27 protein-coding genes and 1 other annotated feature are annotated in these 25,280 nt (G+C 39.2%); of the genes, 25 read left to right on the plus strand and 2 right to left on the minus strand.

Translation table 11 applies throughout. From position 1 onward, the window contains the following. The first annotated feature begins 115 nt into the window (after positions 1–115). The 23 genes from FS458_RS06550 to FS458_RS06660 all read left to right on the plus strand — a co-directional run bounded on the left by FS458_RS06550 (position 116) and on the right by FS458_RS06660 (position 21,868). Entirely contained in the window at positions 116–775 is a 660-nt protein-coding gene (locus tag FS458_RS06550) for a tetratricopeptide repeat protein (RefSeq protein WP_144698871.1), read from the plus strand. Between the two features lie 12 nt (positions 776–787). Further along, entirely contained in the window at positions 788–3,118 is a 2,331-nt protein-coding gene (gene recD2, locus FS458_RS06555; RefSeq protein WP_144698873.1) for an SF1B family DNA helicase RecD2, read from the plus strand. A gap of 147 nt (positions 3,119–3,265) precedes the next feature. After that, positions 3,266–3,463: a hypothetical protein gene (locus tag FS458_RS06560; RefSeq protein ID WP_066240196.1), complete on the plus strand. Its 198-nt coding sequence runs from the start codon at positions 3,266–3,268 to the stop codon at positions 3,461–3,463. A 35-nt stretch (positions 3,464–3,498) separates the two neighbouring features. Beyond that, entirely contained in the window at positions 3,499–3,678 is a 180-nt protein-coding gene (locus tag FS458_RS06565; protein WP_144698875.1) for a DUF3918 domain-containing protein, read from the plus strand. Positions 3,679–3,734: 56 nt separating this feature from the next. Further along, positions 3,735–4,808, plus strand: coding sequence for an AI-2E family transporter (locus FS458_RS06570; protein ID WP_144698877.1), 1,074 nt, complete (start codon positions 3,735–3,737; stop codon positions 4,806–4,808). 40 nt (positions 4,809–4,848) lie between these two features. Beyond that, positions 4,849–5,070: a binding site (T-box leader), on the plus strand. Between the two features lie 312 nt (positions 5,071–5,382). Beyond that, positions 5,383–8,019 (plus strand): alanine--tRNA ligase, encoded by a 2,637-nt coding sequence (gene alaS, locus FS458_RS06575; protein ID WP_144698879.1) that lies wholly within the window; start codon positions 5,383–5,385, stop codon positions 8,017–8,019. 78 nt (positions 8,020–8,097) lie between these two features. Next, positions 8,098–8,373, plus strand: coding sequence for an IreB family regulatory phosphoprotein (locus FS458_RS06580; protein WP_144698881.1), 276 nt, complete (start codon positions 8,098–8,100; stop codon positions 8,371–8,373). A 1-nt stretch (position 8,374) separates the two neighbouring features. Continuing rightward, positions 8,375–8,794 (plus strand): Holliday junction resolvase RuvX, encoded by a 420-nt coding sequence (gene ruvX, locus FS458_RS06585; protein ID WP_144698883.1) that lies wholly within the window; start codon positions 8,375–8,377, stop codon positions 8,792–8,794. 22 nt (positions 8,795–8,816) lie between these two features. Then, a complete protein-coding gene (locus tag FS458_RS06590) occupies positions 8,817–9,113 on the plus strand; it encodes a DUF1292 domain-containing protein (protein WP_137788788.1) in 297 nt (98 codons plus the stop codon). Between the two features lie 120 nt (positions 9,114–9,233). Continuing rightward, positions 9,234–10,370, plus strand: a complete 1,137-nt coding sequence (gene mltG / locus FS458_RS06595) for an endolytic transglycosylase MltG (protein WP_144698885.1) — start codon at positions 9,234–9,236, stop codon at positions 10,368–10,370. A gap of 186 nt (positions 10,371–10,556) precedes the next feature. Next, positions 10,557–11,201, plus strand: coding sequence for an O-methyltransferase (locus tag FS458_RS06600; RefSeq protein WP_260858498.1), 645 nt, complete (start codon positions 10,557–10,559; stop codon positions 11,199–11,201). 30 nt (positions 11,202–11,231) lie between these two features. Beyond that, positions 11,232–11,873, plus strand: a complete 642-nt coding sequence (gene udk, locus FS458_RS06605) for a uridine kinase (protein WP_144698887.1) — start codon at positions 11,232–11,234, stop codon at positions 11,871–11,873. Positions 11,874–12,026: 153 nt separating this feature from the next. Next, positions 12,027–12,503, plus strand: coding sequence for a transcription elongation factor GreA (gene greA / locus FS458_RS06610; protein ID WP_144698889.1), 477 nt, complete (start codon positions 12,027–12,029; stop codon positions 12,501–12,503). Positions 12,504–12,609: 106 nt separating this feature from the next. Then, complete coding sequence (locus tag FS458_RS06615) at positions 12,610–14,358, plus strand: peptidoglycan D,D-transpeptidase FtsI family protein (RefSeq protein WP_144698891.1); 1,749 nt, start codon at positions 12,610–12,612, stop codon at positions 14,356–14,358. A gap of 93 nt (positions 14,359–14,451) precedes the next feature. Further along, positions 14,452–15,084, plus strand: a complete 633-nt coding sequence (locus tag FS458_RS06620) for a YrrS family protein (protein WP_144698893.1) — start codon at positions 14,452–14,454, stop codon at positions 15,082–15,084. Between the two features lie 286 nt (positions 15,085–15,370). Continuing rightward, a complete protein-coding gene (locus FS458_RS06625; protein ID WP_144698895.1) occupies positions 15,371–16,009 on the plus strand; it encodes a class I SAM-dependent methyltransferase in 639 nt (212 codons plus the stop codon). Positions 16,010–16,026: 17 nt separating this feature from the next. Then, complete coding sequence (mtnN, locus tag FS458_RS06630) at positions 16,027–16,731, plus strand: 5'-methylthioadenosine/S-adenosylhomocysteine nucleosidase (RefSeq protein ID WP_144698897.1); 705 nt, start codon at positions 16,027–16,029, stop codon at positions 16,729–16,731. Continuing rightward, positions 16,728–17,195, plus strand: coding sequence for an S-ribosylhomocysteine lyase (locus FS458_RS06635; RefSeq protein ID WP_144698899.1), 468 nt, complete (start codon positions 16,728–16,730; stop codon positions 17,193–17,195). The genes mtnN and FS458_RS06635 overlap by 4 nt, the downstream gene beginning before the upstream one ends. Before the next feature lie 12 nt (positions 17,196–17,207). Next, the gene (locus FS458_RS06640; RefSeq protein ID WP_144698901.1) at positions 17,208–18,131 is read left to right on the plus strand and encodes a PLP-dependent cysteine synthase family protein; all 924 of its coding nucleotides are present in this window, start codon (positions 17,208–17,210) and stop codon (positions 18,129–18,131) included. 2 nt (positions 18,132–18,133) lie between these two features. Beyond that, positions 18,134–19,267 carry a bifunctional cystathionine gamma-lyase/homocysteine desulfhydrase gene (locus FS458_RS06645; RefSeq protein WP_144698903.1) on the plus strand — a complete coding sequence of 378 codons (1,134 nt, stop codon included), beginning with the start codon at positions 18,134–18,136 and terminating at the stop codon, positions 19,265–19,267. A 488-nt stretch (positions 19,268–19,755) separates the two neighbouring features. Beyond that, the gene (locus FS458_RS06650; RefSeq protein ID WP_137788796.1) at positions 19,756–19,992 is read left to right on the plus strand and encodes a YrhC family protein; all 237 of its coding nucleotides are present in this window, start codon (positions 19,756–19,758) and stop codon (positions 19,990–19,992) included. A gap of 216 nt (positions 19,993–20,208) precedes the next feature. After that, entirely contained in the window at positions 20,209–21,063 is an 855-nt protein-coding gene (locus FS458_RS06655) for a GRP family sugar transporter (protein WP_144703351.1), read from the plus strand. A gap of 13 nt (positions 21,064–21,076) precedes the next feature. Further along, positions 21,077–21,868 (plus strand): SDR family oxidoreductase, encoded by a 792-nt coding sequence (locus FS458_RS06660; RefSeq protein ID WP_144698905.1) that lies wholly within the window; start codon positions 21,077–21,079, stop codon positions 21,866–21,868. Positions 21,869–21,907: 39 nt separating this feature from the next. Here FS458_RS06660 and menA read toward each other — a convergent pair whose 3' ends face one another. Continuing rightward, the gene (gene menA / locus FS458_RS06665) at positions 21,908–22,798 is read right to left on the minus strand and encodes a 1,4-dihydroxy-2-naphthoate octaprenyltransferase (protein WP_186320474.1); all 891 of its coding nucleotides are present in this window, start codon (positions 22,796–22,798) and stop codon (positions 21,908–21,910) included. A gap of 518 nt (positions 22,799–23,316) precedes the next feature. Here menA and FS458_RS06670 point away from each other — a divergent pair. After that, entirely contained in the window at positions 23,317–23,469 is a 153-nt protein-coding gene (locus tag FS458_RS06670; RefSeq protein ID WP_144698909.1) for a YrzI family small protein, read from the plus strand. Between the two features lie 28 nt (positions 23,470–23,497). On the opposite strand, the gene FS458_RS06675 is transcribed toward FS458_RS06670, so the two are convergent. Then, positions 23,498–24,739: a glutathionylspermidine synthase family protein gene (locus FS458_RS06675; RefSeq protein ID WP_144698911.1), complete on the minus strand. Its 1,242-nt coding sequence runs from the start codon at positions 24,737–24,739 to the stop codon at positions 23,498–23,500. A gap of 82 nt (positions 24,740–24,821) precedes the next feature. Between FS458_RS06675 and FS458_RS06680 the strand changes: the two genes are divergently transcribed. Then, positions 24,822–25,268: an RNA helicase gene (locus FS458_RS06680; protein ID WP_260858499.1), complete on the plus strand. Its 447-nt coding sequence runs from the start codon at positions 24,822–24,824 to the stop codon at positions 25,266–25,268. Positions 25,269–25,280 lie beyond the last annotated feature (12 nt).

Consider the following 25,280-nt stretch of genomic DNA (forward strand, 5'->3'; position numbering starts at 1 on the left):
GAGCGATTCAGAAAGCCTGAACGCACTATCCACAAGAGGAACCGACAAAAAATTATGCTTCAGTTGCCCTCATTTGTTATACTTTTGAAGGAAATTAAAAGTGGGGGTAATGAAGATGGAACCTTCAAAAGGTCTTGAATACTTACAAAAAGGAAAGTTTGAAGAAGCAGCAAAAAGTCTGGAATCCATGATCGAGGCAGATCCAGAAAACCCAGTACATTATATTAACTTTGGAAATCTGCTTTCTGCTGTTCATGAACACGAAAAAGCGATTCAATTCTTTGATAAAGCTCTATCGCTCGACGAAAATGCAGTTGCTGCATACTATGGTGCGGGTATTGCCTGCTATCATCTTGAAGAATTCTCTAAGAGTGCAAAATTGTTTCAAGAAGCACTTAAAGGCGGTCTGCAAGATAGTGACACTCACTTTATGACAGGCATGTCGTTCGTTTCACTAGGAGAACATAAGCTTGCATTCCCTTACTTAATGAGAGCAACTGAGCTTAACGATCAAGACCATGAAGCATTGTTTCAATTCGGTCTCTGTCAGGCACGAACAGGGGATATCATGTCTGCATCAACAACCTTTGAAAAAGTTGTTGAGCGCGATGAAACACATGCCGATGCTTGGTACAATCTAGGTGTGACGTATAGTTATTTTGACAAAAACATAGAAGCTCTAGAAGCTTTTAAAAAAGCGTTAGACATCCAGCCTGATCATTATCTTGCAGGGAATGGAAAACGAAATATCGAAAGTAAAAATACCAACCATTAAAGGGGGTGCTTTATGGCACAGCAGCCTTCTTTTCATTTAGAAGATGATTCGACTGAAATAAAAAAGTATATAAAAGGTACGTTGATCTCTACAATTTATCATCAAACAGAGAGTCTCTATACGGTCGCTAGAATACGGGTTAAAGAGACGAACGAAAATTACAATGAAAAAGAAATCATGATTACAGGCATCCTTCCTCCGTTAAGAGAAGATGAACTTTATGTGTTTTATGGAAAATTTAAAGATCATCCGAAATATGGTAAACAATACGAAGTTGATCTGTTTCAAAAAGAAATGCCTCAATCCAAAGAAGCGATGATTCAGTATCTTTCGAGCGATCTGTTTAAAGGGATCGGTAAGAAGACTGCCGAGCATATTGTAGAAGTCATGGGAAACGATGCGGTCACAAAGCTCTTAGAATCTCCAGAATATATCAGTCAGATTCCAAAGCTAACAGAAGAGCAAGCTCAAAGTTTGCAAAAATCCCTCATGCAGAATCGAGGATTAGATCAAGTGATGATGGTCGTTCAACCCTACGGGATCGGACCGCAGCTTGCGATGAAAATCTTTCAAACGTATCAGGATGATGCTGTAAAGATCATTAAAGACGAGCCGTATCGACTGATCGAAGACGTTTCTGGAATTGGGTTTCACCGGGCTGATGAAATCGCAAAAGGAAATGGGATGCAAGTCAACCACCCAAAACGAATTCAAGCTGCCTGTCAGTTCGTGCTTCGTGATCAAGGTACAGACCTTGGACACTCATATCTACCGATGGACGAACTGTTAGAAGGTGTAAGAAAGCTTTTAGCAGATGGAAAGAATACGGTAGATGAGATGAGTATTTTTCGAGAGATTCAAGATATGGAGACTGAGCAACGATTGATCGTAAAAGAAAACGTTGTATATCTGCCATCCCTATATTTCGCGGAGCGTGGATTTGCTCAAAAAATGAATCAATTATTACATAGTCAGAAAAATGAATATCACATTGAGGATTCAAAATTGGAATCTGAGCTAACAGCTCTTGAAAAAAGACTCAACATGAAATATGCGAAAAGTCAAAAAGCGGCGATTAAAAAGGCGTTAACCTCTTCTTTAATGGTTCTGACAGGAGGGCCTGGAACAGGGAAAACGACCGTAATTAAAGGAATCGTCGAACTTTATAGTGAGATTCATGGTGTAAGTCTAAATCCTGATGATTACCGAGGAAAAAAAGAGTCGTTTCCAGTTTTACTCGTTGCTCCAACAGGTCGAGCGGCAAAGCGTATGACTGAGTCTACAGGAATACCCGCTCACACGATCCATCGCTTATTAGGATGGAAAGGTGGAGGTACCTTTGAAAAAAATGAAGATGAACCCATTGAAGGAAAACTTTTGATCGTCGATGAAATGTCGATGGTCGACATATGGCTTGCTCATTCTTTAGCAAAAGCTCTGCCACCTCATATCCAGATCATTGTTGTTGGGGATGAAGATCAGTTACCATCAGTTGGTCCTGGTCAAGTACTAAAAGATCTACTGCAAGCACAGCATGTTCCACAATCTCGTTTAGTGGATATTTATAGACAGGCAGAAGGATCATCTATTATCCGGTTAGCTCATGAGATGAAGAACGGAAACGTGCCTCAAGATCTGCTTGTCCCACAGAACGACAGACGTTTTTTTGCATGTTCCGGTGAACAAGTGTTTCAAGCGATCCTTCAAGTTTGTGAAAATGCGATTAAAAAAGGATACAGTTCTCGAGATATCCAAGTGTTAGCACCTATGTACAAAGGGCCAGTTGGAATTGATCGATTAAATATGGAACTTCAGCGTCTGTTTAATCCCGAGAAACAAAAACAGCGTCAGTTACAGGTCGCAAATGTGTTTTATCGAAAAGGAGATAAGGTGCTTCAGCTCGTCAATCAACCTGAAGATCAGGTGTTCAATGGTGATATCGGTGAGATCGTTGCTGTTATCTATGCAAGAGAGAACACGGATAAAGAAGATCAGATCGTCATCAGTTTTGATGAGATTGAGGTTACGTATAAAAGAAGTGAATTTCATCATTTTACTCATGCATTCTGTTGTTCGATCCATAAGTCGCAGGGAAGTGAGTATCCGATCGTCGTTCTACCTGTCTTAAAAAGCTACTACCGAATGTTAAAACGGAACTTATTATATACAGCAATAACGAGAAGTAAAGAATATCTGATCCTGTGTGGAGAACAAGAAGCGTTTACTTGGGCTGTTGAACGATCAGATGAAACAGAACGATACTCGGGTCTTACTTCCCGACTTCAAGAGACCATACTGGAAAAAGATTTAATGAATGATACCCTTCTAAACGAAACAAACTAGAAATGTTCGAGAGATGTAAGATGTCATCTTGTCGGACATTTCTTTTTTGTATTTCTAGAAGTCATGATCCTTCAGATATATTTTCTGTATATTTTCTACAAATTCAGGACACCCTTGTAAAAGTAAAATTTAAAGGAGAGAGAGCAAGTGGAATGTCCGAACTGCAGTAGAAAAGATATCGGTAAAATCGGGGTGAACCAGTATTATTGCTGGAACTGTTTTATAGAGCTTTCCATTGTTAAAGGAAGACTGTCCCTTCATCAGGTGGAAGAAGACGGCTCTCTAACATCACTCGATGATTTATTTGAAGATCAAGATCTGACTTATAGAGAAAGCACATCATAAAAGAAAACAAATCTCTGATGTCGAGGTGATTTAGCATGAGCAGGACGATGAGTTCTCTTTTCGCACTTGGTATTGGAGCGGCAACATATGCGATGAGAAATAAGAGGATGTCAAGAATGTCTAAGATGAACTATAACCTTTCAGATATAGGTGATCTTTGGACATCACGACGTGTTAAGAAAATACGTAAAAAAGTCGCAAAAGCCATTTATTAAAGAAAGCAAACCCCGTCTCAAATAAAGACGGGGTTTTTTAAGAAAAGGGTGAAGAGATGACAAAAGACATTCGAATGAAGTGGGTTTATAGGCTTGCCCTTTCTTTATTATTGTTTTTATGTTTGTTTCTGTTAATGAAACTTTACCCTCTTTACGAGCCATTATGGAGTGCGATAAAAGGGGTCTTTCTACCTTTTTTTCTTGCTGCACTAATTACATATCTACTCCATCCCGTCGTGGAATACGTACATGAAAAAGGATTACCTCGCTTTGTTGCGATCTTGAGCATATATATCCTTTTCTTTGGTGGTCTAGGGATTGCGGCAGTAAAAGGGTTTCCTTATTTCGTTGTGCAGATGAAGCAGCTGTTAGTGAATGTGCCGGTTCTTGCAGAGGATTATAAGGATCTATTGTACCAAGTTGACAGAGGTACATCTGCACTGCCATATTCGGTACATTCTAAAATCGAAAATTATATTGTGAAAATGGAAAGTAACGCACAGGATGTGTTGACTAATGCCATCTTTTCACTAAGAAAGATCGTGGACTATTTCTTCGTTATCATCGTTGTCCCTTTTTTAGTGTTTTATTTTCTAAACGATTTTGAAAAACTGAAAAAAGCACTGTGGTACCTCACACCGAGAAAATACCGTTATGAAGGAAAGCACTTATTAAAAGATATCGATCAATCCCTTGGAGGATATATTAGAGGACAGCTGTTTGTAGGAGCTATACTTGGAGCTGCAGCCATGATTGCTCTATGGATCGTTGGTATGCCATACCCCATACTTTTAGGGCTCGTGATAGCGATAACAGACATCATCCCATACTTTGGTCCGATCTTAGGAGCGATACCTGTCGTATTGATCGCACTCACGATCTCTTGGAAGATGGTGTGGATCACAGTTGGCATCATGCTTGTTCTGCAGTTTATTGAGGGGAACATTCTTGGTCCGTTTATCGTCGGCAAGAATCTGCATATCCATCCTGTGTTTATCATTTTTTCATTACTACTTGGGGGAGAATTGGCCGGTGTACCAGGAATGATTTTAGCTGTTCCGATTTTTAGTGTGATCAAGGTAGTAATCATACACATCAGGGAACATCGACTTCAATCATCATCCGATTGACAAGTAAGAATAAATAAACGTATACTAACGCTAGAAGATCAAAAAATCGCTGAAAGAGAAAAGTACGTTTCAGTCCTTCCAAAAGAGAAAAACATCCATCGGCTGAAAGATGTTTTAGGAAGAAGAGAAACAGAAAGCTACTCTGGAGTGCAGAAGGAAAATCTGCCGTTATGCCGCGTTAAGGCTTTAATCAAGGTGATATGCTTGTATCTAAGCATATAACCAGGGTGGTACCGCGTGAATTCAAACTCTCGTCCCTGTATTTTTTATAGGGATGGGAGTTTTTTTATTGGCTTTTTTCGTTCGAAAGTAGTTGATTTCCTCTCCAGGTTGCTCGCTTTCCATGGGGCGAACGGTGAGCCTCCTGCCGCTTTGCGCCTTTAGGAGTCTCCACCTATTCACTCGTCCCATAGGAGTCTCGCACCTTGCGCTCCAATCAACTTACAAGGAAGACAAAAGACATTTAGAAGCAACATTTTGTTTTTCTGTTAATGAAACAAAATCAACTACTAAAAAAACAACCAAGTTTACGAAATCAGTCTTTATATTTATCTAAAAAAGGAGAATGAAAACGATGAGAAATTTGACTTCAGCTCAAGTAAGACAGATGTTTCTAGATTTTTTCCAGGAAAAAGGTCATGGTGTAGAACCTAGTGCATCCTTAGTTCCGCATGAAGATCCTACACTACTATGGATCAACAGTGGTGTTGCAACACTGAAAAAATATTTTGACGGACGTGTGATTCCTGAGAACCCTCGTATTACAAACGCACAAAAATCGATTCGTACGAACGATATCGAGAATGTTGGTATAACAGCAAGGCACCATACATTCTTTGAGATGTTAGGAAACTTCTCGATCGGTGATTATTTTAAAGTGGAAGCTATTCTTTGGGCATGGGAGTTCCTAACGAGTGAAAAATGGATCGGGTTTGATCCTGAAAAACTCTCTGTTACAATCCACCCAGAAGACGATGAAGCATTTGATATTTGGACAAAACAAGTAGGATTACCTGAAGAGCGTATCATTCGTTTAGAAGGAAACTTCTGGGATATCGGTGAGGGACCGAGTGGACCTAACACTGAGATTTTCTATGACCGCGGTGAAGCATACGGCAGCGATCCGTCAGATCCTGAACTATATCCGGGTGGAGAAAACGACAGATACCTTGAAGTATGGAACCTGGTGTTCTCACAGTTCAACCATAATCCAGACGGTACGTATACACCACTTCCTAAGAAGAATATCGATACGGGTATGGGACTTGAGAGAATGGTTTGTGTGATCCAAGACACGAAGACGAACTTTGAAACGGATCTTTTCATGCCGATCATCAAAGAAACAGAAAAGCTTTCTGACACGTCTTATGGCTTGAGTACAGAAACAGATACTGCATTTAAAGTAATCGCTGACCATGTACGTACGGTAAGTTTTGCGATCGGCGATAGTGCTCTACCATCAAATGAGGGAAGAGGATATATCCTTAGACGTTTGATCAGAAGAGCGATTCGTTTTGCGAAAAAGATCAACATCAACAAGCCTTTCATGTATGAACTAGTACCAACAGTTGCAGACATCATGGTAGACTTCTACCCGGAAGTAAAAGAAAAAGTTCCTTTCATCCAAAAAGTCATCAAGACGGAAGAAGAGCGTTTCCATGAAACGATCAACGAAGGTCTTGCTATCTTAGAAGATGTTATGGCAAGAGAAAAAGAAGAAGGAAGAAACGTCATCTCTGGAAAAGACGCGTTCAAGCTATACGATACATTTGGTTTCCCATTCGAGCTTACACAAGAGTATGCAGCTGAAAACGGAATGGATGTAGATTTAGAAGGCTTTGAGAACGAGATGAAGGCACAACGAGAACGTGCACGAGCGGCGAGACAAGAAGTAGACAGCATGCAAGTACAAGGTGGGGTTCTTTCTGATATTACCGTAAAAAGCGAGTTCTCTGGTTATGATAACTTAGCAGGAGAATCAAAAATTTTAGAAGTGCTACAAAACGGTGAACGCGTGGCGATGGTCGCATCAGGAGAAGAAGCTCAAGTTATTTTAGATGTAACACCATTCTACGCTGAGAGCGGTGGTCAGATCGCTGACCAAGGAAAAATAGCAGGGAAAGAACTTTTACTTTCAGTAAAAGATGTTCAAAAAGCACCTAATGGACAAAATCTTCATACCGTTGTTGTTGAGAAAGGCGTTCTTGAAAACAATATTGATGTTTCTGTCGAGGTTGACCCTGAAATTCGTGCAAAAGTTGTAAAGAACCATACGGCTACTCACCTTCTTCATCAGGCATTAAAAGATGTGCTTGGAACGCACGTAAATCAGGCAGGATCTCTCGTACAAGAAGGTCGTTTACGCTTTGACTTCACACACTTTGGTAGTATTTCTACAGAAGAGCTTGAGAAGATCGAAGAGATCGTTAACGAAAAAGTATGGGGTAACATTCCTGTCGAAAAGATGGTTAAAAACATAAACGAAGCAAAAGCGATGGGAGCAATGGCTCTGTTCGGTGAGAAGTATGGTGAAACAGTACGCGTTGTAAAAGTAGGAGACTATAGTCTAGAACTTTGCGGTGGATGTCACGTGAATAATACTTCAGAGATCGGTTTGTTTAAGATCGTATCAGAATCAGGGATCGGTGCTGGAACACGCAGGATCGAAGCTGTTACTGGTGAGAACGCGTACCGCTTGATGAACGGACAAGTACAGCTTTTAAAAGACACAGCTGCTAAGTTGAAAACGAATCTTAAGGACGTCCCACAGCGAATCGATGCGTTAAACGAGCAAATTCGTGAGTTGCAAAAAGAGAAAGAATCTCTTGCAGCTAAGATTGGAAATATGGAAGCAGGCAGCCTTGTTGATGAAGTTCAAACGATTAACGGTGTTTCTGTTATCGCTAAGAAACTAAGCGGCGTGGATATGAACGGCTTGCGTTCAATCGTAGATGATCTAAAGAATAAACTTCAAAGCGGAGTGGTTATCCTTGGTGCGGAAAACGGCGGAAAAGTAAATATCGTAGCGGGAGTAACAAAAGATTTAGTGACAAAAGGCTATCATGCAGGTAACCTAGTAAAAGAAGTGGCTGTCCGTTGCGGCGGAGGCGGTGGTGGCCGTCCTGATATGGCCCAAGCTGGAGGTAAAGATCCCCAAAAGCTGCAAGAAGGAATAGATTCTGCAGTTGAAATGATCAAAACCGTTTCCTAAGCTTTCATCTTTCATGTACAATAGAGACAAGAACTAATTTGTCCCTTAAGGGAGATCTTCAGAAAGAGGTGTTCGCCAGTGAGTTCAATGGACAAAACGATGAAGTTTAACTTCAACGAAGAAGATGCTTATAAGACGAATGTAGAAACTGTCCTGTTTTCTGTTTACGACGCCCTGCAGGATAAAGGATACAATCCTATCAATCAGATTGTAGGTTATTTGCTCTCAGGGGATCCGGCTTATATTCCTCGTCACAATGATGCGAGAAGCATGATTAGAAAACTGGAGCGAGATGAGCTTATTGAAGAGCTTGTAAAATCATATCTATCCACTCAAAAAGAAGGAAGTCGTTAATTTGACAAAAACACTCGGACTGGATGTTGGAACGAAGACGATCGGTGTTGCCGTCTCAGATGCACTGGGATGGACAGCACAAGGAGTAGAAACGATACGACGCCGTCCTAATAAGCCAGAAGAAGACTATGCAAGGATCCAAGAGCTGATTCAGTTACATGACATCAGTAAGATCGTAGTAGGTCTTCCGAAGAACATGAATGGTACGATCGGTCCCAGCGGAGAAGCTTGTCAAAACTTTGCTAAAGATATTGAAAGTCTGACAGGTCTTTCGGTTATCCTATGGGATGAGAGGCTGACCACCATGGCAGCTGAAAGAACATTGATTTCAGCTGACGTGAGCCGAAAGAAACGAAAACAGGTGATCGATAAGCTAGCAGCTTCGATCATTCTGCAAGGTTATTTGGACAGCCAACAATAAGAAAAGTAGAGGTGAGCCAATAATGGCAAAAGAAGAACGCGAACGCATCGTTATTCCAGACGAGAATGGTGACGAAAATCTATTTGAAGTTTTATTCAAATTTGATGTAGATCAAACAGGAAAATCATACATGGTAACTATACCTGTAGCTGATTCAGAAGATGATGATACAGATGAAGTAGAAGTTTTCCCTTTCCGTTATGAAGAAAATGGAGAAGAAGACGATCTTGCTCTATTCCCACTTGAGTCTGATGAAGAATGGGACATGATCGAAGAAATGTTAAACACATTTCAAGATGACGAATACGAAACAGAATAAGTATCAAAAAAAAAAGAAGTTGGTTTTCTAACCAACTTCTTTTTTTATTCCATTTTACGGCCAATCTCGACAATTTCTGCTAGTAAACGTATAATTAAACAGGTGGAAGGGGGAAATACCATGTTACATCTCCAGTCATCTGGGAATTACATAAATGAAAATAAAAGTAAAAAACGTACTAAAACCATTGTTCTATCTATCTTATTTCTATTTCTTGCGTTATTCATTGCTGCAGCTATAGGTGCTTATTTTTATTACAATAAGAACATTGGACCGATCGATTCAGCTAATAATGAAAAAATTACGGTGGAAATTCCAATTGGTTCTTCCTCTTCAAAAATAGGACAAGAGCTCGAGAATAAAGGATTGATAAACAACGGTGATTTCTTTAGAATCTATACTCGAGTTAAAGGTGAAGGAAACTTCCAAGCCGGTATTTACGAACTAACTCCTTCCATGAATCTTACAGAGATCATTTCAGCACTTAAAGACGGAAAGATGTTCAAGAAGCCAGCTTTAACCATAACGATTCCAGAAGGATACAATGTCCCGCAGATCGCAAAATTAATCAGTCAGAAAACGGGTTACAGTGAAGCGGATATCATCAAAAAGATGGCCGATAAAGCTTATTTGCAACAGCTTAAAGATAAGTATCCGATCTTACCTGATGATATAATGAAAGCTGGACTGTACTATCCGCTAGAAGGATTTTTGTTTCCTGCCACATATGATTTCGATGTAAAGAAACCAGAATTATCAAATGTGATAGACAAGATGGTCGAACAATCTTCTGTTGTCCTAACTAAACATGAGAAAGATATCAAGAATAGCGGTTATTCACTCTTTCAGATCATCACCTTGTCATCTCTTATAGAAGAAGAATCTCAGCTTGAAGAGGATCGCAAAAAGATTGCTGGTGTTTTTTATAATCGCTTAAGTAAAGATATGAAGCTTGATTCTGATCCAACGGTGAAATATGCTCGAAAGAATTTCGATGTTCAAGTTTTATACGAACATCTGAAATTTGATTCAAAGTACAATACGTACCTTTATAAAGGCATACCGATCGGACCGATCACTTCACCAGGTGAAAAAGCGATTGAAGCTGCACTTCAACCCGTGAAGATGGACGAGCTTTTCTTTTATGCGAGACCAAACGGTGAGGTCATCTACACGAAAACCTTGAGCGAACATAATGCTGTATATAAAAAATACAGAGATGAATGGAAAGTTTGGCAGGAAAAAGACAATAATTAAGCATGTTTCTGAGGATACTAGTATGTATTCTCTTTTTTATTGCTGCAAAACTTACATCTTATATAGCATTTTAAGAGTGAATAACTCAGTTATCTTATTGATAACAAAAGTATAGAAATAGGACTCTCGCCTTCAAATAAAGATTATGATACAATATACCGGTTAGTGTGAAGGAGGCGTGTTACTTTGGTCTCAAAAGAAGTGAACCAATATATCGAAAAAATTATTCCAACGCGCTCTGAACAAGTACTAAAAATGGAGCAATACGCGAAAGAGCATAATGTGCCGATCATGGATCTAACAGGTATGGAGACTCTATTGTCCTATGTTAGATTGAAGAAACCGAAACGTATATTAGAAGTAGGAACAGCGATTGGATATTCAGCCATTCGAATGGCTCTTGCATGTGAGAATGCTGAAATTATTAGTATTGAAAGAGATGAAGAACGGTACAATATAGCAAAAGATAATGTTAGATCGTTTCATCTAGAGAGCAGAATTAATTTGTTACTTGGAGATGCAAATGAATTGCAGAGCCAAGTAGAAAAGTATGCCCCATATGACTTTATTTTTATAGATGCAGCAAAAGGACAATATCAAAACTTTTTTGATCATTATTCTTCCATGCTGTCACCTGATGGCATCATCGTAACAGATAATGTTCTTTTTAGAGGGTATGTCGCTGATGAAAGCGGCTTAGAGAGTAGAAGACTTCGTTCTCTCGTAAAAAAAATTAGAAGTTTTAACGAATACATGATGCAGCATCCTGACTATCAGTCTTCAATCTTACCGGTTGGAGATGGAATGATGGTGAGTATTAGAAATTCTTAATGGGACATGCAGTTTGGAGGAGTAATCAAAATGGCACAAAAACCAATAGTAATTGGGGTTGCAGGTGGATCTGGATCAGGTAAGACGACGGTAGCAAAAGAAATTTACAGGCAGTTTGCTAACCAATCCATCTTAATCATAGAGCAAGATGCGTATTATAGAGATCAATCAGATAAATCAATGGAAGAACGATTGGATACGAACTATGATCATCCTCTTGCTTTCGATAATGATTTGTTAATCCAGCACATTTCTTCACTTCTAAAATACGATTCCATCGAAAAACCAGTGTACGACTATACAGCACATACAAGAAGTGATAAAATTATCCCAGTTGATGCTAAAGATGTCATTATACTGGAAGGTATTTTGATCCTTGAAGACGAACGACTACGTGATTTGATGGACATCAAGCTGTTTGTAGACACGGATGCAGATGTTCGTATTATTAGAAGGATGGTTCGAGATATCCGAGACCGTGGAAGAACACTTGAATCTGTTATCGATCAATATACTTCAGTGGTTCGGCCGATGCATAATCAATTCATAGAGCCAACGAAACGATATGCGGATATCATTATTCCAGAAGGCGGTCAGAATCTTGTGGCGATCGACTTAATGGTAACAAAGATTAAGACGATATTGGAAGACAAAGCATTATTGAAAAAATGAGGAACATCATCCTCATTTTTTCGGTATACACGGACAAAAATTTCAGCTTTAAGCCATTTGGCAATCAACTAATGACCCATATTTTATACATACCCTAGCCGAATTATCATATAACGTAACAAGGGTACTGATTATTTAAGGAGTGAAAAAACAATGGCAGACGAGAAAAAACACTATATGACCTTAGAAGGTAAAGAGAAGTTAGAGAACGAACTAGAGTTTTTAAAAACAGAACGAAGAAAAGAAGTTGTTGAACGAATTAAAGTAGCTCGCAGTTTTGGAGACCTTTCTGAGAACTCTGAGTATGATGCAGCAAAAGACGAGCAGGCATTCGTAGAAGCTCGTATCGTTCAACTAGAAAAAATGATTCGTGATTCGGTTATTATTGAAGATAATAAAGACCAATCTGATAACGTTTCCATCGGGAAAACAGTTAAGTTTAAAGAGCTTCCAGACGGTGACGAAGAAACATATATCATCGTAGGTAGTGCAGAAGCAGATCCATTCGAAGGGAAAATTTCTAACGATTCTCCAATGGCTAAAAGTCTTTTGGGTAAAAAGCCTGGAGATAAAGTTTCTGTTCAAACGCCTGGTGGAGAAATCAGCGTTGTGATTCTAGAAGTAAAATAAACGTATTATGTATTAGAAGACTTGTATTTATCTGCAAGTCTTCTTTTTTTTGTAATCGTTTAGGAACAAAAGTAGTGGGTGAGAATAGGGGTAAGGGGGTGAGCCTATGTTATCAAAGAAAAGAACGATGGTCGTAGCACTTTTATTCCTGTTCCTTATCCTTGGTCTTACGTATCGGCTAGCAGATATACAGCTGATCTCTACTACTTCCTTTTCCAAAAATAAAGTGAACCTCATTCAAGAAAGTGTGGATCAGCGTACACATCGTTTCATGATCAACGATGGAAGAGGCTATTTTCTTGATCGAAATGGTGAACTGCTCTCAACAGATGTAAGAGCTCAAGTCATCGTTTTTCCGAATCTTTACTCCCGTAGATGGCCGATTGATTCGATAACTAACATCCTCGATACATCAAGCAGAAACTTAACAAAAAGTATCAGTGAACTAAAGAAGCCATCTGCCCTCTCTCTTTCAAAAGAAATAAGTATCGAGCAGATGAATGAGATTAATAAACTAGAAATTCCTGGGCTTTACGCTCAGCTTGTCACAAAACGAAACCCTACTCCATTTGCTAATCATATCCTTGGGGCAGTCGGACAAGATCCGGATCTGATCAAAAGAAAGTATGAAGATAAACTAAAAAAAGGCACGGTTACGATCAGTACAAAAACAGGAAAGAATGGCATGCAGTATACGTTTGATCCCTTCCTAATATCAGAAGGGGAAACAGAATATATCTATCATGTAGATCGTCAAGGACATCCGTTGTTTGGACTTGATGTTAAGTTCCGTTCACAATCCAATCCCCTATATCCTCTTCACGTGAAGACGACGCTTGATAAGAAGATGCAGGAAACAGTGGAGAAAACACTTGATGCCCACAATGTAATAGAAGGTGGAGCTGTTTTGATAGATATAGAAACAAACGAGCTGTTGGCAATGTCAAGCAGACCTTTGTTCTCGAGTGAAACTATCTATAAACATGTTGACCATATGACGTCTCAACAAATTCCTGGTTCTGTTTTTAAAATTGTAACAGCAGCTGCAGCTATTGAAGAAAATAGGATACAAAACGATAAGATGTATGATTGTAACCTAAACATATATGGTGATAAAGATGAAAGACAGTTAGGGATGTTAAATGTAGAGAACAGTTTTACACAAAGCTGCAACAGAACATTCGGAGATCTAGCTAATGAATTACAAAAAAAAGATCCGGATTTTATGGAAAAGTATGCTGAAAAATTAGGACTACTTACGCACAACGGCTGGCAAGGAGAAGTCTATCATCTAGAAGCATTCTCGCACTTTTATAAAGAAGAAGCGGGTCAGATCTACAACTCAAAAAAGAAAGAATCCAATTACAAAAGTTCATTAGCGACTTCTCAAACTGCGATTGGCCAGCTGGATGTGAAAGTTACCCCCCTTGCTGTTGCTAACATGATGGCGACGATCGCTAGAGGTGGGGTCAGTTATGAGGTAAAGTCAGCTAAAAGCGTGAATTTTGCTAATGGTACCGAACTGATTGAGTTTGCAGATCATAAGAAAGAGGGTGAAAAGCTTTCTCCCTATACGATTATGAGACTTCAATCCCTGCTTTTGAATGTCGTAAAAAACGAAGAAGGAACTGGACACGCATTACAGTCATTGCCTTTTCAAGTTGCAGGCAAATCAGGAACGGCACAAAAAGGAGGGGATCAACGCTTTAACAATAAATGGTTTGCAGGATACTTTCCAGCCGAAAATCCACGTTTTGCACTAGTAATAGTAGATTTAAAACATGATACCGTTAATCGAACAATCCCTGTATTTCGGGGTATCGCAACAGAAATCATGGAAGAAAAAGATCGATAAAGAATATAATCTCAAAAAGAGTAATAGGAAATAGTGTTCCTATACCACTTCCTCGTGGTAAAATAAAAAAAGTATTTTACTGAGGAGGATATTATGAAACGAAACCAGCGTTATGAATCAAGACTAGAAAAACGAAAACAAAATCGTTTTTTAAACATAGCAATCGGGTTAGTTGTTTTGCTGATTGTTGTTGTTGCATTCAATCTTTTCTCAGGCGATGATAACGAAACAGCTTCAACGAACAAATCTAATTCTGAACAAAATGAAAACAACGAATCCAATAACAGTTCAATTGAGATGGAAACGGATGATTCAAAGTCAAAACCTGATAATGAAGATTCTGAGTCTCAAGATAAAGAAGAGTCAGCTGAAGATCAAGACAAAGCAGATGAAGAAACAACTGAAGAAGAAAAAACAGAATCAGAAACGCCTGAAGGTGGCGGTCCTGAGGGTCCATGGCAACCAATCGGAACTTCACAAGCAGAACCTCATACAAAGACGTATGATGATGGTTCACAAGATTGGAACGAGATGGTCCAAGCCCTTTCATATGCGACCAGCATTCCACAAGACCAGATGACCATTTTTTGGTTAGGTAACGGTGGAGGTCCTGATCTTTCAAAAGGTACTGTACAATCGAAAGCCGATGGGAAAAAATATGATGTTATGCTTCAGTGGGTGCCGGAAAAAGGATGGCAACCTACAAGCGTAACACCTGTTCAATAAAACGAAGAAAAGCAACCTGTTAATTATTGCAGGTTGTTTTTTTTGTTTATAGAGCTTAACCGAGCAAGATTACAAAAAATCAGATACAAAAAACGCGGAGGTCCAATAGTCTATATATTATTGCTAATAACGTTCGTTCGTGAAGTGGCATGTATACGTAATTTTTGCCAATTGAAAAAGATTTTTCATTTGAAAATTTTTAGGAATTATGATAATTTGGAACCTGTAAGATTTTAATTCATAGTATATTGATAGGAATTATATAAATTAAAGGTGAGTGTGAAAAATGGGACGAGAATTTATTGATCTGTTTGATGAGTGGTCATCCTCTTATGATGAGACGGTTTCAGGAAATGATCAGGAATATAAGGAAGTTTTTCATAAATATGATGAAATTTTAGAAACGGTTGTTCAGCGTTCAGGAAGTGTTGTTTTGGAGTTCGGCGTCGGAACAGGCAATTTAAGCGAAAAACTTCTTCGCAGCAAAAAGCAAGTCATTGGGATTGAGCCTTCAAAAGGGATGCGAGAAAAAGCATCTGACCGTCATCCGGATCTAACTCTTCATGATGGTGACTTTTTATCTTTTCCAAAGTTCGATCAAGAGATTGATACAATAGTAAGTACTTATGCGTTCCACCACCTAACCGACGAAGAAAAAGATCTGGCGATCGGACAGTATAGCCAGCTGCTTAAAAAGAATGGTAAAATTGTGTTTGCAGATACCGCTTATCTTCACGAGGATGATAAAAAAGAGCGTCATGAAAAAGTAAGATCTCAAGGCTTCCTTAATCTGTTAAAAGACCTTCAGACCGAGTATTATACAACACTTGGCGTACTAGAAGAACTATTTAAAAAACATGATTTTGAAGTCTCGTTTAAAAAACTAAATGAATATGTCTGGCTGATGGAAGCGGTAAAAAAATAGACATTGGAGAATCACTCATGAAAAAAATTGGAATTATTGGTGCAATGGAAGAAGAGGTTGTTCTTTTAAGAGAGCAATTAGAAAATCTTGAAGAAAAGAAGCTTGCAGGTTGTGAATTCTATAAAGGTTTACTTAACGGTCAAGAAGTCGTGCTATTAAAATCAGGGATCGGAAAAGTAAACGCAGCGATCGGAACTACGTTGTTGATCCAACTTTATGGACCAGATGTTATTTTGAACACGGGATCTGCTGGTGGTTTTCATTCAGACCTGAACGTCGGCGATGTAGTCATCTCAACAGATGTGCGCCATCATGATGTAGATGCAACGATCTTTGGTTATGAACACGGTCAAGTGCCACAGATGCCGCCAAACTATCTGCCTGACGAAAAACTTGTGCATGCAGCAGAAAGAGCTGGAGCGCGAGTAGAAAACATACAAGTAGCAAAAGGTTTGATCGCTTCAGGCGATTCGTTTATGAGTGATCATGCTAGGGTAGAAGATATCAGAGGCAAGTTTCCGGCTCTATATGCAGCTGAGATGGAAGCTGCAGCTATCGCTCAAACGTGTTATCAATTTAAAGTTCCTTTTGTGATCATCCGCTCTTTATCAGATATTGCAGGAAAAGATGCACGTGTGTCTTATGATCAATTCTTACAAACTGCATCTAAGAACTCAGCAGAACTAGTACAAAAAATCGTAGAGGAGCTGAAATCATTATGACAAAAAAAATGAACGTTGAAAGCTTTAACCTTGACCATACGAAAGTAGTCGCGCCTTATATTCGTTTAGCAGGTACAACGACAGGTGCTAACGGAGATATCATCCACAAGTATGACATCCGTTTTTGTCAGCCGAATAAAGATCATATGCCGATGGAAGGACTTCATTCTATCGAACATCTGATGGCGGAAAATATTCGTAATCATCATTCTACTGTAGTTGATATAAGTCCTATGGGTTGTCAGACTGGTTTTTATCTTTCTGTGATCAACCATGATAACTATGATGAGATTTTAGACGTTCTTGAGAAGACGTTGAACGATGTTTTAGAAGCGACTGAAGTGCCTGCATGTAATGAAGTTCAATGTGGCTGGGCCGCTAACCATAGTCTTGAAGGTGCAAAAGAAATCGCGCGCAAGATGCTTGCAAAAAAAGACGAGTGGCATATTGTTTTCGGAGAATAGAGGACGATATTTATGAAATACTTTAAAAACGTGCATGAGATGATCGGTAATACACCTCTTATGGAGATCACTCAGTTTTCACTTCCAGAAGGAGTTCGTTTGTTTGCCAAACTCGAATTTATGAACCCTGGAGGAAGTGTAAAAGATCGTCTAGGTATGGAACTGCTAGATGCAGCCCTAGTTAAAGGTGATCTTGTAGAAGGCGGAACGATCATCGAGCCTACAGCAGGAAATACTGGAATCGGTCTTGCTCTTGCAGCGATCAATAAAGGGATAGACGTAATCTTTGTTATTCCAGAAAAGTTTAGTATTGAAAAGCAAGAGCTCATGAAGGCATTGGGCGCGACCATCGTTCATACCCCTACTGCCGATGGAATAAAAGGAGCGATCAAAAGAACGAAAGAATTGCTGAATGAGATTCCGAATTCTTTTTCTCCTTCTCAATTTTCTAATCCGGATAACCCGAACACGTACTACAAAACATTAGGTCCAGAAATCTGGGATGCGCTTGATGGTCATGTAGATGTTTTTGTAGCCGGGGCGGGTACAGGTGGTACATTCATGGGTACAGCTCGCTATTTAAAAGAAAAGAACGAAAACGTGAAGACGGTTATTGTTGAACCTGAAGGCTCTATTCTTAATGGTGGAGAATCCGGACCTCATAAGACAGAAGGTATCGGCATGGAATTTCTTCCAGCATATATGGATTCATCTTATTTCAACAGCATCCATACGGTAATGGATGTTGATGCATTCCAAAGAGTTGCTGAACTAGCAAGAAAAGAAGGGCTTCTTGTTGGAAGTTCTTCAGGAGCAGCGTTGCACGCAGCCCTGATTGAAGCTCAAAGTGCACAACCCGGGCAAAACATTGTGACTATTTTTGCTGACAGCTCAGAGCGATATTTAAGCAAGAAAATCTATGAAGGAGGCATCTGATAATGAAACGTAAAACAAAATTAATCCACGGAGGCATTCCTTCTGATAAGACAACAGGAGCTGTGTCTTTTCCAATCTACCAAGTAAGTACTTATAAGCAAGAAGATGTGGGAGTGCATAGCGGATTTGAATATTCACGTACAGGAAACCCAACAAGACATGCGTTAGAAGAACTGATCAAAGATCTAGAAGGTGGCAAACGCGGATTTGCGTTTGGTTCTGGTATGGCTGCCATTACAGCAGTTATGATGCTGTTTGATTCTGGTGATCATGTTATTTTAACAGATGATGTTTACGGCGGTACGTATCGTGTGATGACGAAGGTCTTGAACCGTCTTGGAATCGATTCAACGTTTGTAGATACAACGGACATCGAACAGATCGAAGCTGCATTAAAACCAAACACGAAAGCGGTGTATGTAGAAACACCTACAAATCCTCTATTAAAGGTTACAGACATCGAAGCTGTAGCTTCTTGGGCAAAAGCGAAAAACCTTCTGTTCATGGTGGATAATACGTTTAATACACCATACTGGCAGAACCCGATCGAATTAGGAGCAGATATAGTTCTTCACTCTGCAACGAAATATATTGGTGGTCATAGTGACGTTGTAGCAGGTCTAGTCGTAGTAAACGATGAAAAGCTAGGAGAAGATCTGCATTTCGTACAAAACTCAACAGGCGGCGTTTTAGGGCCTCAAGATTCATGGTTGCTTATTCGCGGGATCAAAACGCTTGGTTTGCGAATGGAAGCTCACGAAAACAATACGAAAAAAATCGTTGAATTTTTAAAATCTCATTCAGCGGTAGAGAAAATTTATTACCCAGGACTTGAAGATCATCCTCAGCATGATATCGCTAAAAAACAATCTGGCGGCTTTGGTGGTATGGTATCGTTTGATGTTGGATCACAAGCGAATGCTGATGCCCTTCTTAAAAAAGTAAAATACTTTACACTTGCAGAAAGCCTAGGTGCAGTTGAGAGTTTGATCTCGGTACCTGCCCGTATGACACATGCTTCAATACCTGCAGAGCGAAGAGCAGAATTAGGAATCACAGATGGATTGGTACGTATCTCAGTTGGTATTGAAGATGCTGACGATTTGATCGATGATTTAAAAAATGCTTTAAGCTAAATGAAGAACACAAATAAAAGAACAAGTGCTTTAACAGGCACTTGTTCTTTTATTTGTGCTGGCTTAGTATGTCAATTACACGAGGGCAAAATGTGAACCTGAAAAAGTGCATTGGAGAGGGTATAAGACACGTTTTGATTGTCGAAATTTGTAAACTCGCCGGTTTAGAAGTAAACTCGCTGTATTAAAGTCATAACTCGCCGGATTAATCCCAAAATTTCCAGAAATAATTACTAAATTTCCTGAATTCCCTCTTTGGATACCCCGTAAGGTATAACCTGCTAACCTTTTCAAGACGCACAATGAACCTTTTTTTAACCTTTTTTGGCTCTAATAAATTTATCCTCAAATTAAAGCGTACGATGCTAATTTTTGATCACAATTTAGACAAAATTACTTCACGCTTTTGTCAAAATCTGCTTGGTAGGTTGCTATCTTACCTATGTTATCCTTTATATAGAGATTAGGAGTAGGAGGTAGACACCGCTATGAAAAACAATGCTGAATTCATTCAAAAGAAAATCGCTGACTACCAGCGCTTCGGTTTTATTTTATTGGCTGTTAGCACGTTCTTTTATTTAGGACTAGTACTTCCTGTTGAAGACAAAAACTTTGTTCAATCCATCACACTAGGTATTGCATCTACAACGTGCTTAGGGTTCACTGCACTTATGTATAAAGTCGTAAGAAAGTGCAAAACACAATTACAAGAATTAAGTGAATAAACCATATAGATAATTTCACGTACCGTCCCTTAAGTAGGGGCGGTATTTTTTATGTCTTCAAAAGAAAGCGATTACGCTGAATGTATTCTTTTATATCACTCAAAGAAGTTCGGTTGAGATAGTTTATTTCGTTAGAACAATAGGGTATGGATACAGAACGGCCGAAGAAGGTCATACTAAGTTTTAACAATCTATATGGAGAAAGAAGTGGAGTTAGTGGGTATCATCTGGGCACTTATTACAGCAGTCTGCTGGGGAAGTATCGTATTAGTAAGCGAAAAACTTGGCGGAGACTTTCACAGTCAAACTTTTGGAATGACACTCGGAGCATTGTTGTTTTCGATTGTTGCATTCTTTATCGTTCAACCGGACCTGAATATAACAGTTTTTGCGATCGGTATCGTGTCAGGAATCTTTTGGGTGATCGGACAGCGAAATCAATTTGCTAGTGTAGATTATTTAGGCGTTTCTAAAATCGTTCCGCTTTCAACAGGCATGCAGTTGTTCGGAACAACATTGTTCGGTGTTATTGTTTTTCATGAATGGAAAACCATGACGGAAATCATAATCGGGATTATTGCAATCTGTGCAATTATAGCAGGGGCCCTATTAACATCTAGAAGAAGTGAGCAAGGCGACCAAAAAGACAAACAAAACTTTAAAAAAGGACTAACCATCCTCCTTATTTCAACGATTGGGTATGTTACATATGTTGTAATCATCAGATGGTTTGAAGTAAACGGATGGCAGGCGATTTTACCGCAAGCGGTAGGGATGTTTATAGGTGCGCTCGTTTTATCATTTAAACATAAGCCTTTTAATAAGTACTCTTATCGCAATATCTTAACTGGTTTAATCTGGAGCACAGGTAATCTGACATTATTGCTGTCATTGCCTCTTATCGGAATCGCGACCAGCTTCTCGCTCTCACAGACCGGTATCATCATTTCAACGCTTGGAGGAATTTTTCTTTTAGGTGAAAAAAGGAGCAAAAAAGAGATCATTTGGGTAATCTCAGGCTGTGTTCTCATCATAGCGGGTGGCGTCATGTTAGGATTTACAAAATCATAAGGAGATGAACAATATGTATCCAGATTTAAAAGGGAAAACGGTTATTATTACAGGTGCCGCTACGGGTATCGGGAAGGCTTGTGCATTAAGATTTGGACAAGAACATGCTAACGTTGTTATTAATTTTCATTCAGATAAACAAGTGAAAGAAACAGAAGAAATGATAAAGGAAATTAAGAATAGCGGTGGAAATGCAATTGCTGTTCAAGGAGATGTAACAAAAGAAAGTGACATCAAACAACTTATTAAGAAAGCAATTGATGAATTTGGGTCGTTAGACATCATGATTAACAATGCTGGTATTGAAAATGAAGTTCCTTCACATGAGCTCACATTGGACGATTGGAACAAAGTTATATCTACGAATTTAACAGGTCAATTTTTAGGTTGCAGAGAAGCAATCGATTATTTCCTCGAACATGATATCCAGGGAGCCATAATCAACATGTCGAGTGTACATGAGATCATACCATGGCCGCATTTTGTACATTACGCAGCAAGTAAAGGTGGAATTAAGCTGATGACACAAACGCTCGCACTTGAATATGCTCCTAAACGTATCAGAATCAACAGCATTGCGCCGGGTGCGATCAATACACCGATCAATGCTGAAAAGTTTTCAGATCCAAAACAAAAAGAAGGGGTATTAAAGTTAATACCTATGGGCTATATCGGAGAGCCAGAGGAGATTGCAGCGACAGCAGTTTGGCTTGCTTCAAACCAAGCAAGTTATGTTACAGGTCTAACGCTGATTGCTGATGGCGGAATGACATTATATCCAGGATTTCAAGCTGGAAAAGGGTAAAAGGAAAAGTCCACTTCTAACAAGTGGACTTTTTCACGTCTATAATAGGATTCCCGTTAAAGTACCTACACAAAGTAGAATACCAAAAGCCATATGAAGTAGCGCTGTTAAACCAAGTGCTTTGTTTAATTCTTTTGCATCCCACGTGGATATCGCAATCTTTAATCCTTTTAACGCGATAGGAAGAGTAATCGCAGCTATAAGGCTCCATAGGGGTAAGATATTTAAGAATATAAGAGCTAATAAACTTACATACGCACCAAGCATTAAGACATAATATTCTAGTCGTGATGCTTTTCTTCCGATCAAACCAGCAACTGTTGTTTTACCGATCTGTTTATCTGTATCGAAGTCACGCAAGTTGTTAGCGTGTAAGATAGCCATAACTAGAAGGGCGTTAGGAATAGCGGCTAAAAAGATTTCTGTGTTTATTGTTAAAGTTTGAGTGTAGAAAGAACCAACAACTGCGAGAATACCTAGCGTACTTCCAGATGCGATCTCACCTAGTCCGTTGTATGCAAGCGCATAACGAGTAGCTGTGTAAAAGTAGCCTACAAGGAGTGACGGAATACCGAAGTAAAGAACAACAGGGCCGGTAAGTGCAGTTAAAATAAGTCCCACGATAATGCTTAAACTAAAGAAAATAAGACCTGTGATGTATACTTGGCGTGGAGTCATCTCTTTTCGGTCGATAACGCCTGATGGGCTCAACGACCCAGGAATGTCCGCACCTTTTACATGATCGAAATAGTCGTTCACTAAGTTTGTTCCGCACTGAAGAAAAACAGCACCAATAAGTGTTAGAAAGAAAGTAGTCCAATGTATGCTTGTCCACTGCAATGCAAGGATTGTCCCGAAGATGACGGGAATGACAGAAGCTGTTAATGAAAAAGGCCGAGTCGAAGCGAAGATGACCTTAGGATGTATCATTTGTGTTTCCCCCTTTACACTCATAATTATAGTAAAAGTTTGTGAAAGTGTACACATAATTATCTTGTAATGGTATTGCCTATTTATAGAAAACCTTAACAATCTTTGTGTACTTTCCATTTTACGTGCATATACTTATCTAGGAGAAAAAAGCTTTACACAACTTGGTAAATAGTGTAAGGTTTTCTAAGTAAAGTAAATTTTAAAAAAGGAGGTTGAACACAATGATGATTTACATGAAAACGATCTACCAACTGAATAAGTCTTTACGTTCGACCGCCAATCAGCGCAGTATGTCTATTTAACCTTATTTAAAAGACACCGCAGGTCGAATGCCTGCGGTTTTTTGTGTGCTTTTTTAACACCGCAGGGGTTATTCTGCGGTGTTTTTTATATACAACTTAAAGGAGGAGAAGAAGATGATAATGATTGGAATTACACTGCTGACTTGGCTATTAACGGAGAAAGATTCAACCTGAGGGAAAAAATATGATTGAAACGAAGGAGCTAAAAAAGATATGTTTACACTACATTTGTTTTTTGTAACGATTACCTTTTCTATTAAGAGGAACCGTCGACCTGATGAGCTTTACGCTCGTGATAGGGAAGTAAAAACACTTTATGATCGTGCTAAAGAAAAAGCATCTTATAATTTGTCTTCATGGCTGTAAAAAGTAGCGCGTGCCGGTTCGGCATGCGCTATTTTTTTATGCAAGAAGGCAAGAAATAGGATAGGTTATCAGTTATAGCATTTCCGATACGGTATCCAAAAGCGCTTGGTTTTCCGTTAATGAGAAATGTTCCTGTCATTCGGTGACCTTCTTGACTGCCTTTTTCAGATTGAAATGTCATTTTGGGAAGTGATACATGTTTTTGATAAACACTTGCATAGTTGTCATAACTCTGATGTTTGTCTTGATCTACCAAGTAGCCGTTACCGTCAAATATACGAACCGTATCTCCTTCTCGGCCAAAAACAGGCTTTTGCACATACTTTTCTTTGTTTTTCAAAAACGTGTCGGGTTCAAGGTAGGTCGGTAAGAAATAGCGTTCGATCCATTCGTGTTCTTCACTTGAAAAGTAAGGAGAGCGTTCCTCATGTAATCCCCATATGACAGCTAAAATGGCTTTGCTCTGTAATAAAAAGGCGGATGGTGGGTTGATGATGGCCAATTGGTTTTGAACCACAAGCTGCGTTAACTGTAACCCTATATCCTCGTTCGTCACTTTATCTACATCTTGAATAAGAAGCTCGATGGGAAAAGTCTGTCTATAGAGTACATCGATTTTTTTCCCGTTTTGATCGAATAAACCGATTCCTTTTCGTATGACCAATTCTTCCAAAGGTACAAACTGAGAAGGAAATCCTAAAAGTTCTTTAAGATAAAGGACAGTCTGCTTGTCTTCAATATTCTCTTCATGTGCTGTAAAAACGATATGCGGGGCGTGTTCCATCTTCAAGTGTCGATATGCACTCAAGATGGAGGAACGTATAGCGTTCTTTAATTGCTTCTCTTTGTTTTCGTTAGGATTGCGGTATCCGTGCTGCTTACAGATCAATTCGTTTACTTTAAAACATTCATAAATAAACGTTGGCGTATCGCTGTTAAACTCCATGATCTTATGTCCCTCGGGTGTTTCGATTGAATCGATCCTGCCAATGACCGTTTTAGCTAATGGCGTTTGATAGCGGAGAAACGAATTAAGCACCTCAGGGAAACCGAGAAGCTGTAAGATATCATCTTCTATATTTTCTGACTGTAGAAGGGAAGCTGTCTTAAACAAGATGTGGCCACCTCTCTCACCTAGAAGTTCCACATCTCTTGAAGCGTCTTCTGATATTTCAGCAGGTTCGTATAAAGCATATTCTTGACCATACATATCGGCCCAAAATTCAGGTAGCTGATTATAAAATTTTTGTCTATTATCTATATAGGTCATGCGTGTGATTACCTCCAAAACATACATATAAAACTGTAAACTGGTATGATAAACATAACAAATTATAAAGAGGATGAAAATAATGGAACTTACTTATTTTATCGAAAGAGATAACGAATATGAAGCTTTCTTAACCTATAAGATTCCTGAGAACATGCATAACGATGAAAAATATGCACGACAGCTCTGCGAATTTTTTGTAACAGGAGGAAAAGAGTACGAGCTGCAATCGAATGAGATGAAAGGCAGCGAGGAGATCTTAATCGTAAAAGAAGTCGGAGAGGCTCGAAGATTTACGGAGGAAACGATTTACAAAGGAAGAGGGATATTTTTAGAATTCCGGTCTTATCATTCTTCAGGAGATATGCCAGTACTACATACCCAAGCTTTAAATAGCCATTGGGATGTTATACGGTATTTATTAAAAGACGTAGTGGATATACCGGGAAAAGGACAGTATTTACGCGATTCAGCTGAAATAGATGAAGACCGTGCTGTTTACGTGATGTATGTGGGAGATAAAATTTAAGCATGTGGCGGA

This window comes from Fictibacillus phosphorivorans (assembly GCF_007673525.1).
In the GTDB taxonomy this organism is placed as follows: domain Bacteria; phylum Bacillota; class Bacilli; order Bacillales; family Fictibacillaceae; genus Fictibacillus; species Fictibacillus phosphorivorans_C.

Excerpts from the sequence above, each read along its gene's own strand:
- recD2 (WP_144698873.1), top strand. The coding sequence starts at position 788 with ATGGCACAGCAGCCTTCTTTTCATTTAGAAGATGATTCGACTGAAATA.
- mltG (WP_144698885.1), top strand. The coding sequence starts at position 9,234 with ATGTTACATCTCCAGTCATCTGGGAATTACATAAATGAAAATAAAAGT.
- FS458_RS06590 (WP_137788788.1), top strand. The coding sequence starts at position 8,817 with ATGGCAAAAGAAGAACGCGAACGCATCGTTATTCCAGACGAGAATGGT.
- FS458_RS06675 (WP_144698911.1), bottom strand. The coding sequence starts at position 24,739 with ATGACCTATATAGATAATAGACAAAAATTTTATAATCAGCTACCTGAA.
- FS458_RS06650 (WP_137788796.1), top strand. The coding sequence starts at position 19,756 with ATGAAAAACAATGCTGAATTCATTCAAAAGAAAATCGCTGACTACCAG.
- FS458_RS06615 (WP_144698891.1), top strand. The coding sequence starts at position 12,610 with ATGTTATCAAAGAAAAGAACGATGGTCGTAGCACTTTTATTCCTGTTC.
- FS458_RS06570 (WP_144698877.1), top strand. The coding sequence starts at position 3,735 with ATGACAAAAGACATTCGAATGAAGTGGGTTTATAGGCTTGCCCTTTCT.
- FS458_RS06625 (WP_144698895.1), top strand. The coding sequence starts at position 15,371 with ATGGGACGAGAATTTATTGATCTGTTTGATGAGTGGTCATCCTCTTAT.
- FS458_RS06620 (WP_144698893.1), top strand. The coding sequence starts at position 14,452 with ATGAAACGAAACCAGCGTTATGAATCAAGACTAGAAAAACGAAAACAA.
- FS458_RS06550 (WP_144698871.1), top strand. The coding sequence starts at position 116 with ATGGAACCTTCAAAAGGTCTTGAATACTTACAAAAAGGAAAGTTTGAA.
- FS458_RS06670 (WP_144698909.1), top strand. The coding sequence starts at position 23,317 with ATGTTTACACTACATTTGTTTTTTGTAACGATTACCTTTTCTATTAAG.
- alaS (WP_144698879.1), top strand. The coding sequence starts at position 5,383 with ATGAGAAATTTGACTTCAGCTCAAGTAAGACAGATGTTTCTAGATTTT.
- greA (WP_144698889.1), top strand. The coding sequence starts at position 12,027 with ATGGCAGACGAGAAAAAACACTATATGACCTTAGAAGGTAAAGAGAAG.
- FS458_RS06640 (WP_144698901.1), top strand. The coding sequence starts at position 17,208 with ATGAAATACTTTAAAAACGTGCATGAGATGATCGGTAATACACCTCTT.
- mtnN (WP_144698897.1), top strand. The coding sequence starts at position 16,027 with ATGAAAAAAATTGGAATTATTGGTGCAATGGAAGAAGAGGTTGTTCTT.
- menA (WP_186320474.1), bottom strand. The coding sequence starts at position 22,798 with ATGATACATCCTAAGGTCATCTTCGCTTCGACTCGGCCTTTTTCATTA.
- FS458_RS06645 (WP_144698903.1), top strand. The coding sequence starts at position 18,134 with ATGAAACGTAAAACAAAATTAATCCACGGAGGCATTCCTTCTGATAAG.
- FS458_RS06680 (WP_260858499.1), top strand. The coding sequence starts at position 24,822 with ATGGAACTTACTTATTTTATCGAAAGAGATAACGAATATGAAGCTTTC.
- FS458_RS06565 (WP_144698875.1), top strand. The coding sequence starts at position 3,499 with ATGAGCAGGACGATGAGTTCTCTTTTCGCACTTGGTATTGGAGCGGCA.
- FS458_RS06635 (WP_144698899.1), top strand. The coding sequence starts at position 16,728 with ATGACAAAAAAAATGAACGTTGAAAGCTTTAACCTTGACCATACGAAA.
- udk (WP_144698887.1), top strand. The coding sequence starts at position 11,232 with ATGGCACAAAAACCAATAGTAATTGGGGTTGCAGGTGGATCTGGATCA.
- FS458_RS06660 (WP_144698905.1), top strand. The coding sequence starts at position 21,077 with ATGTATCCAGATTTAAAAGGGAAAACGGTTATTATTACAGGTGCCGCT.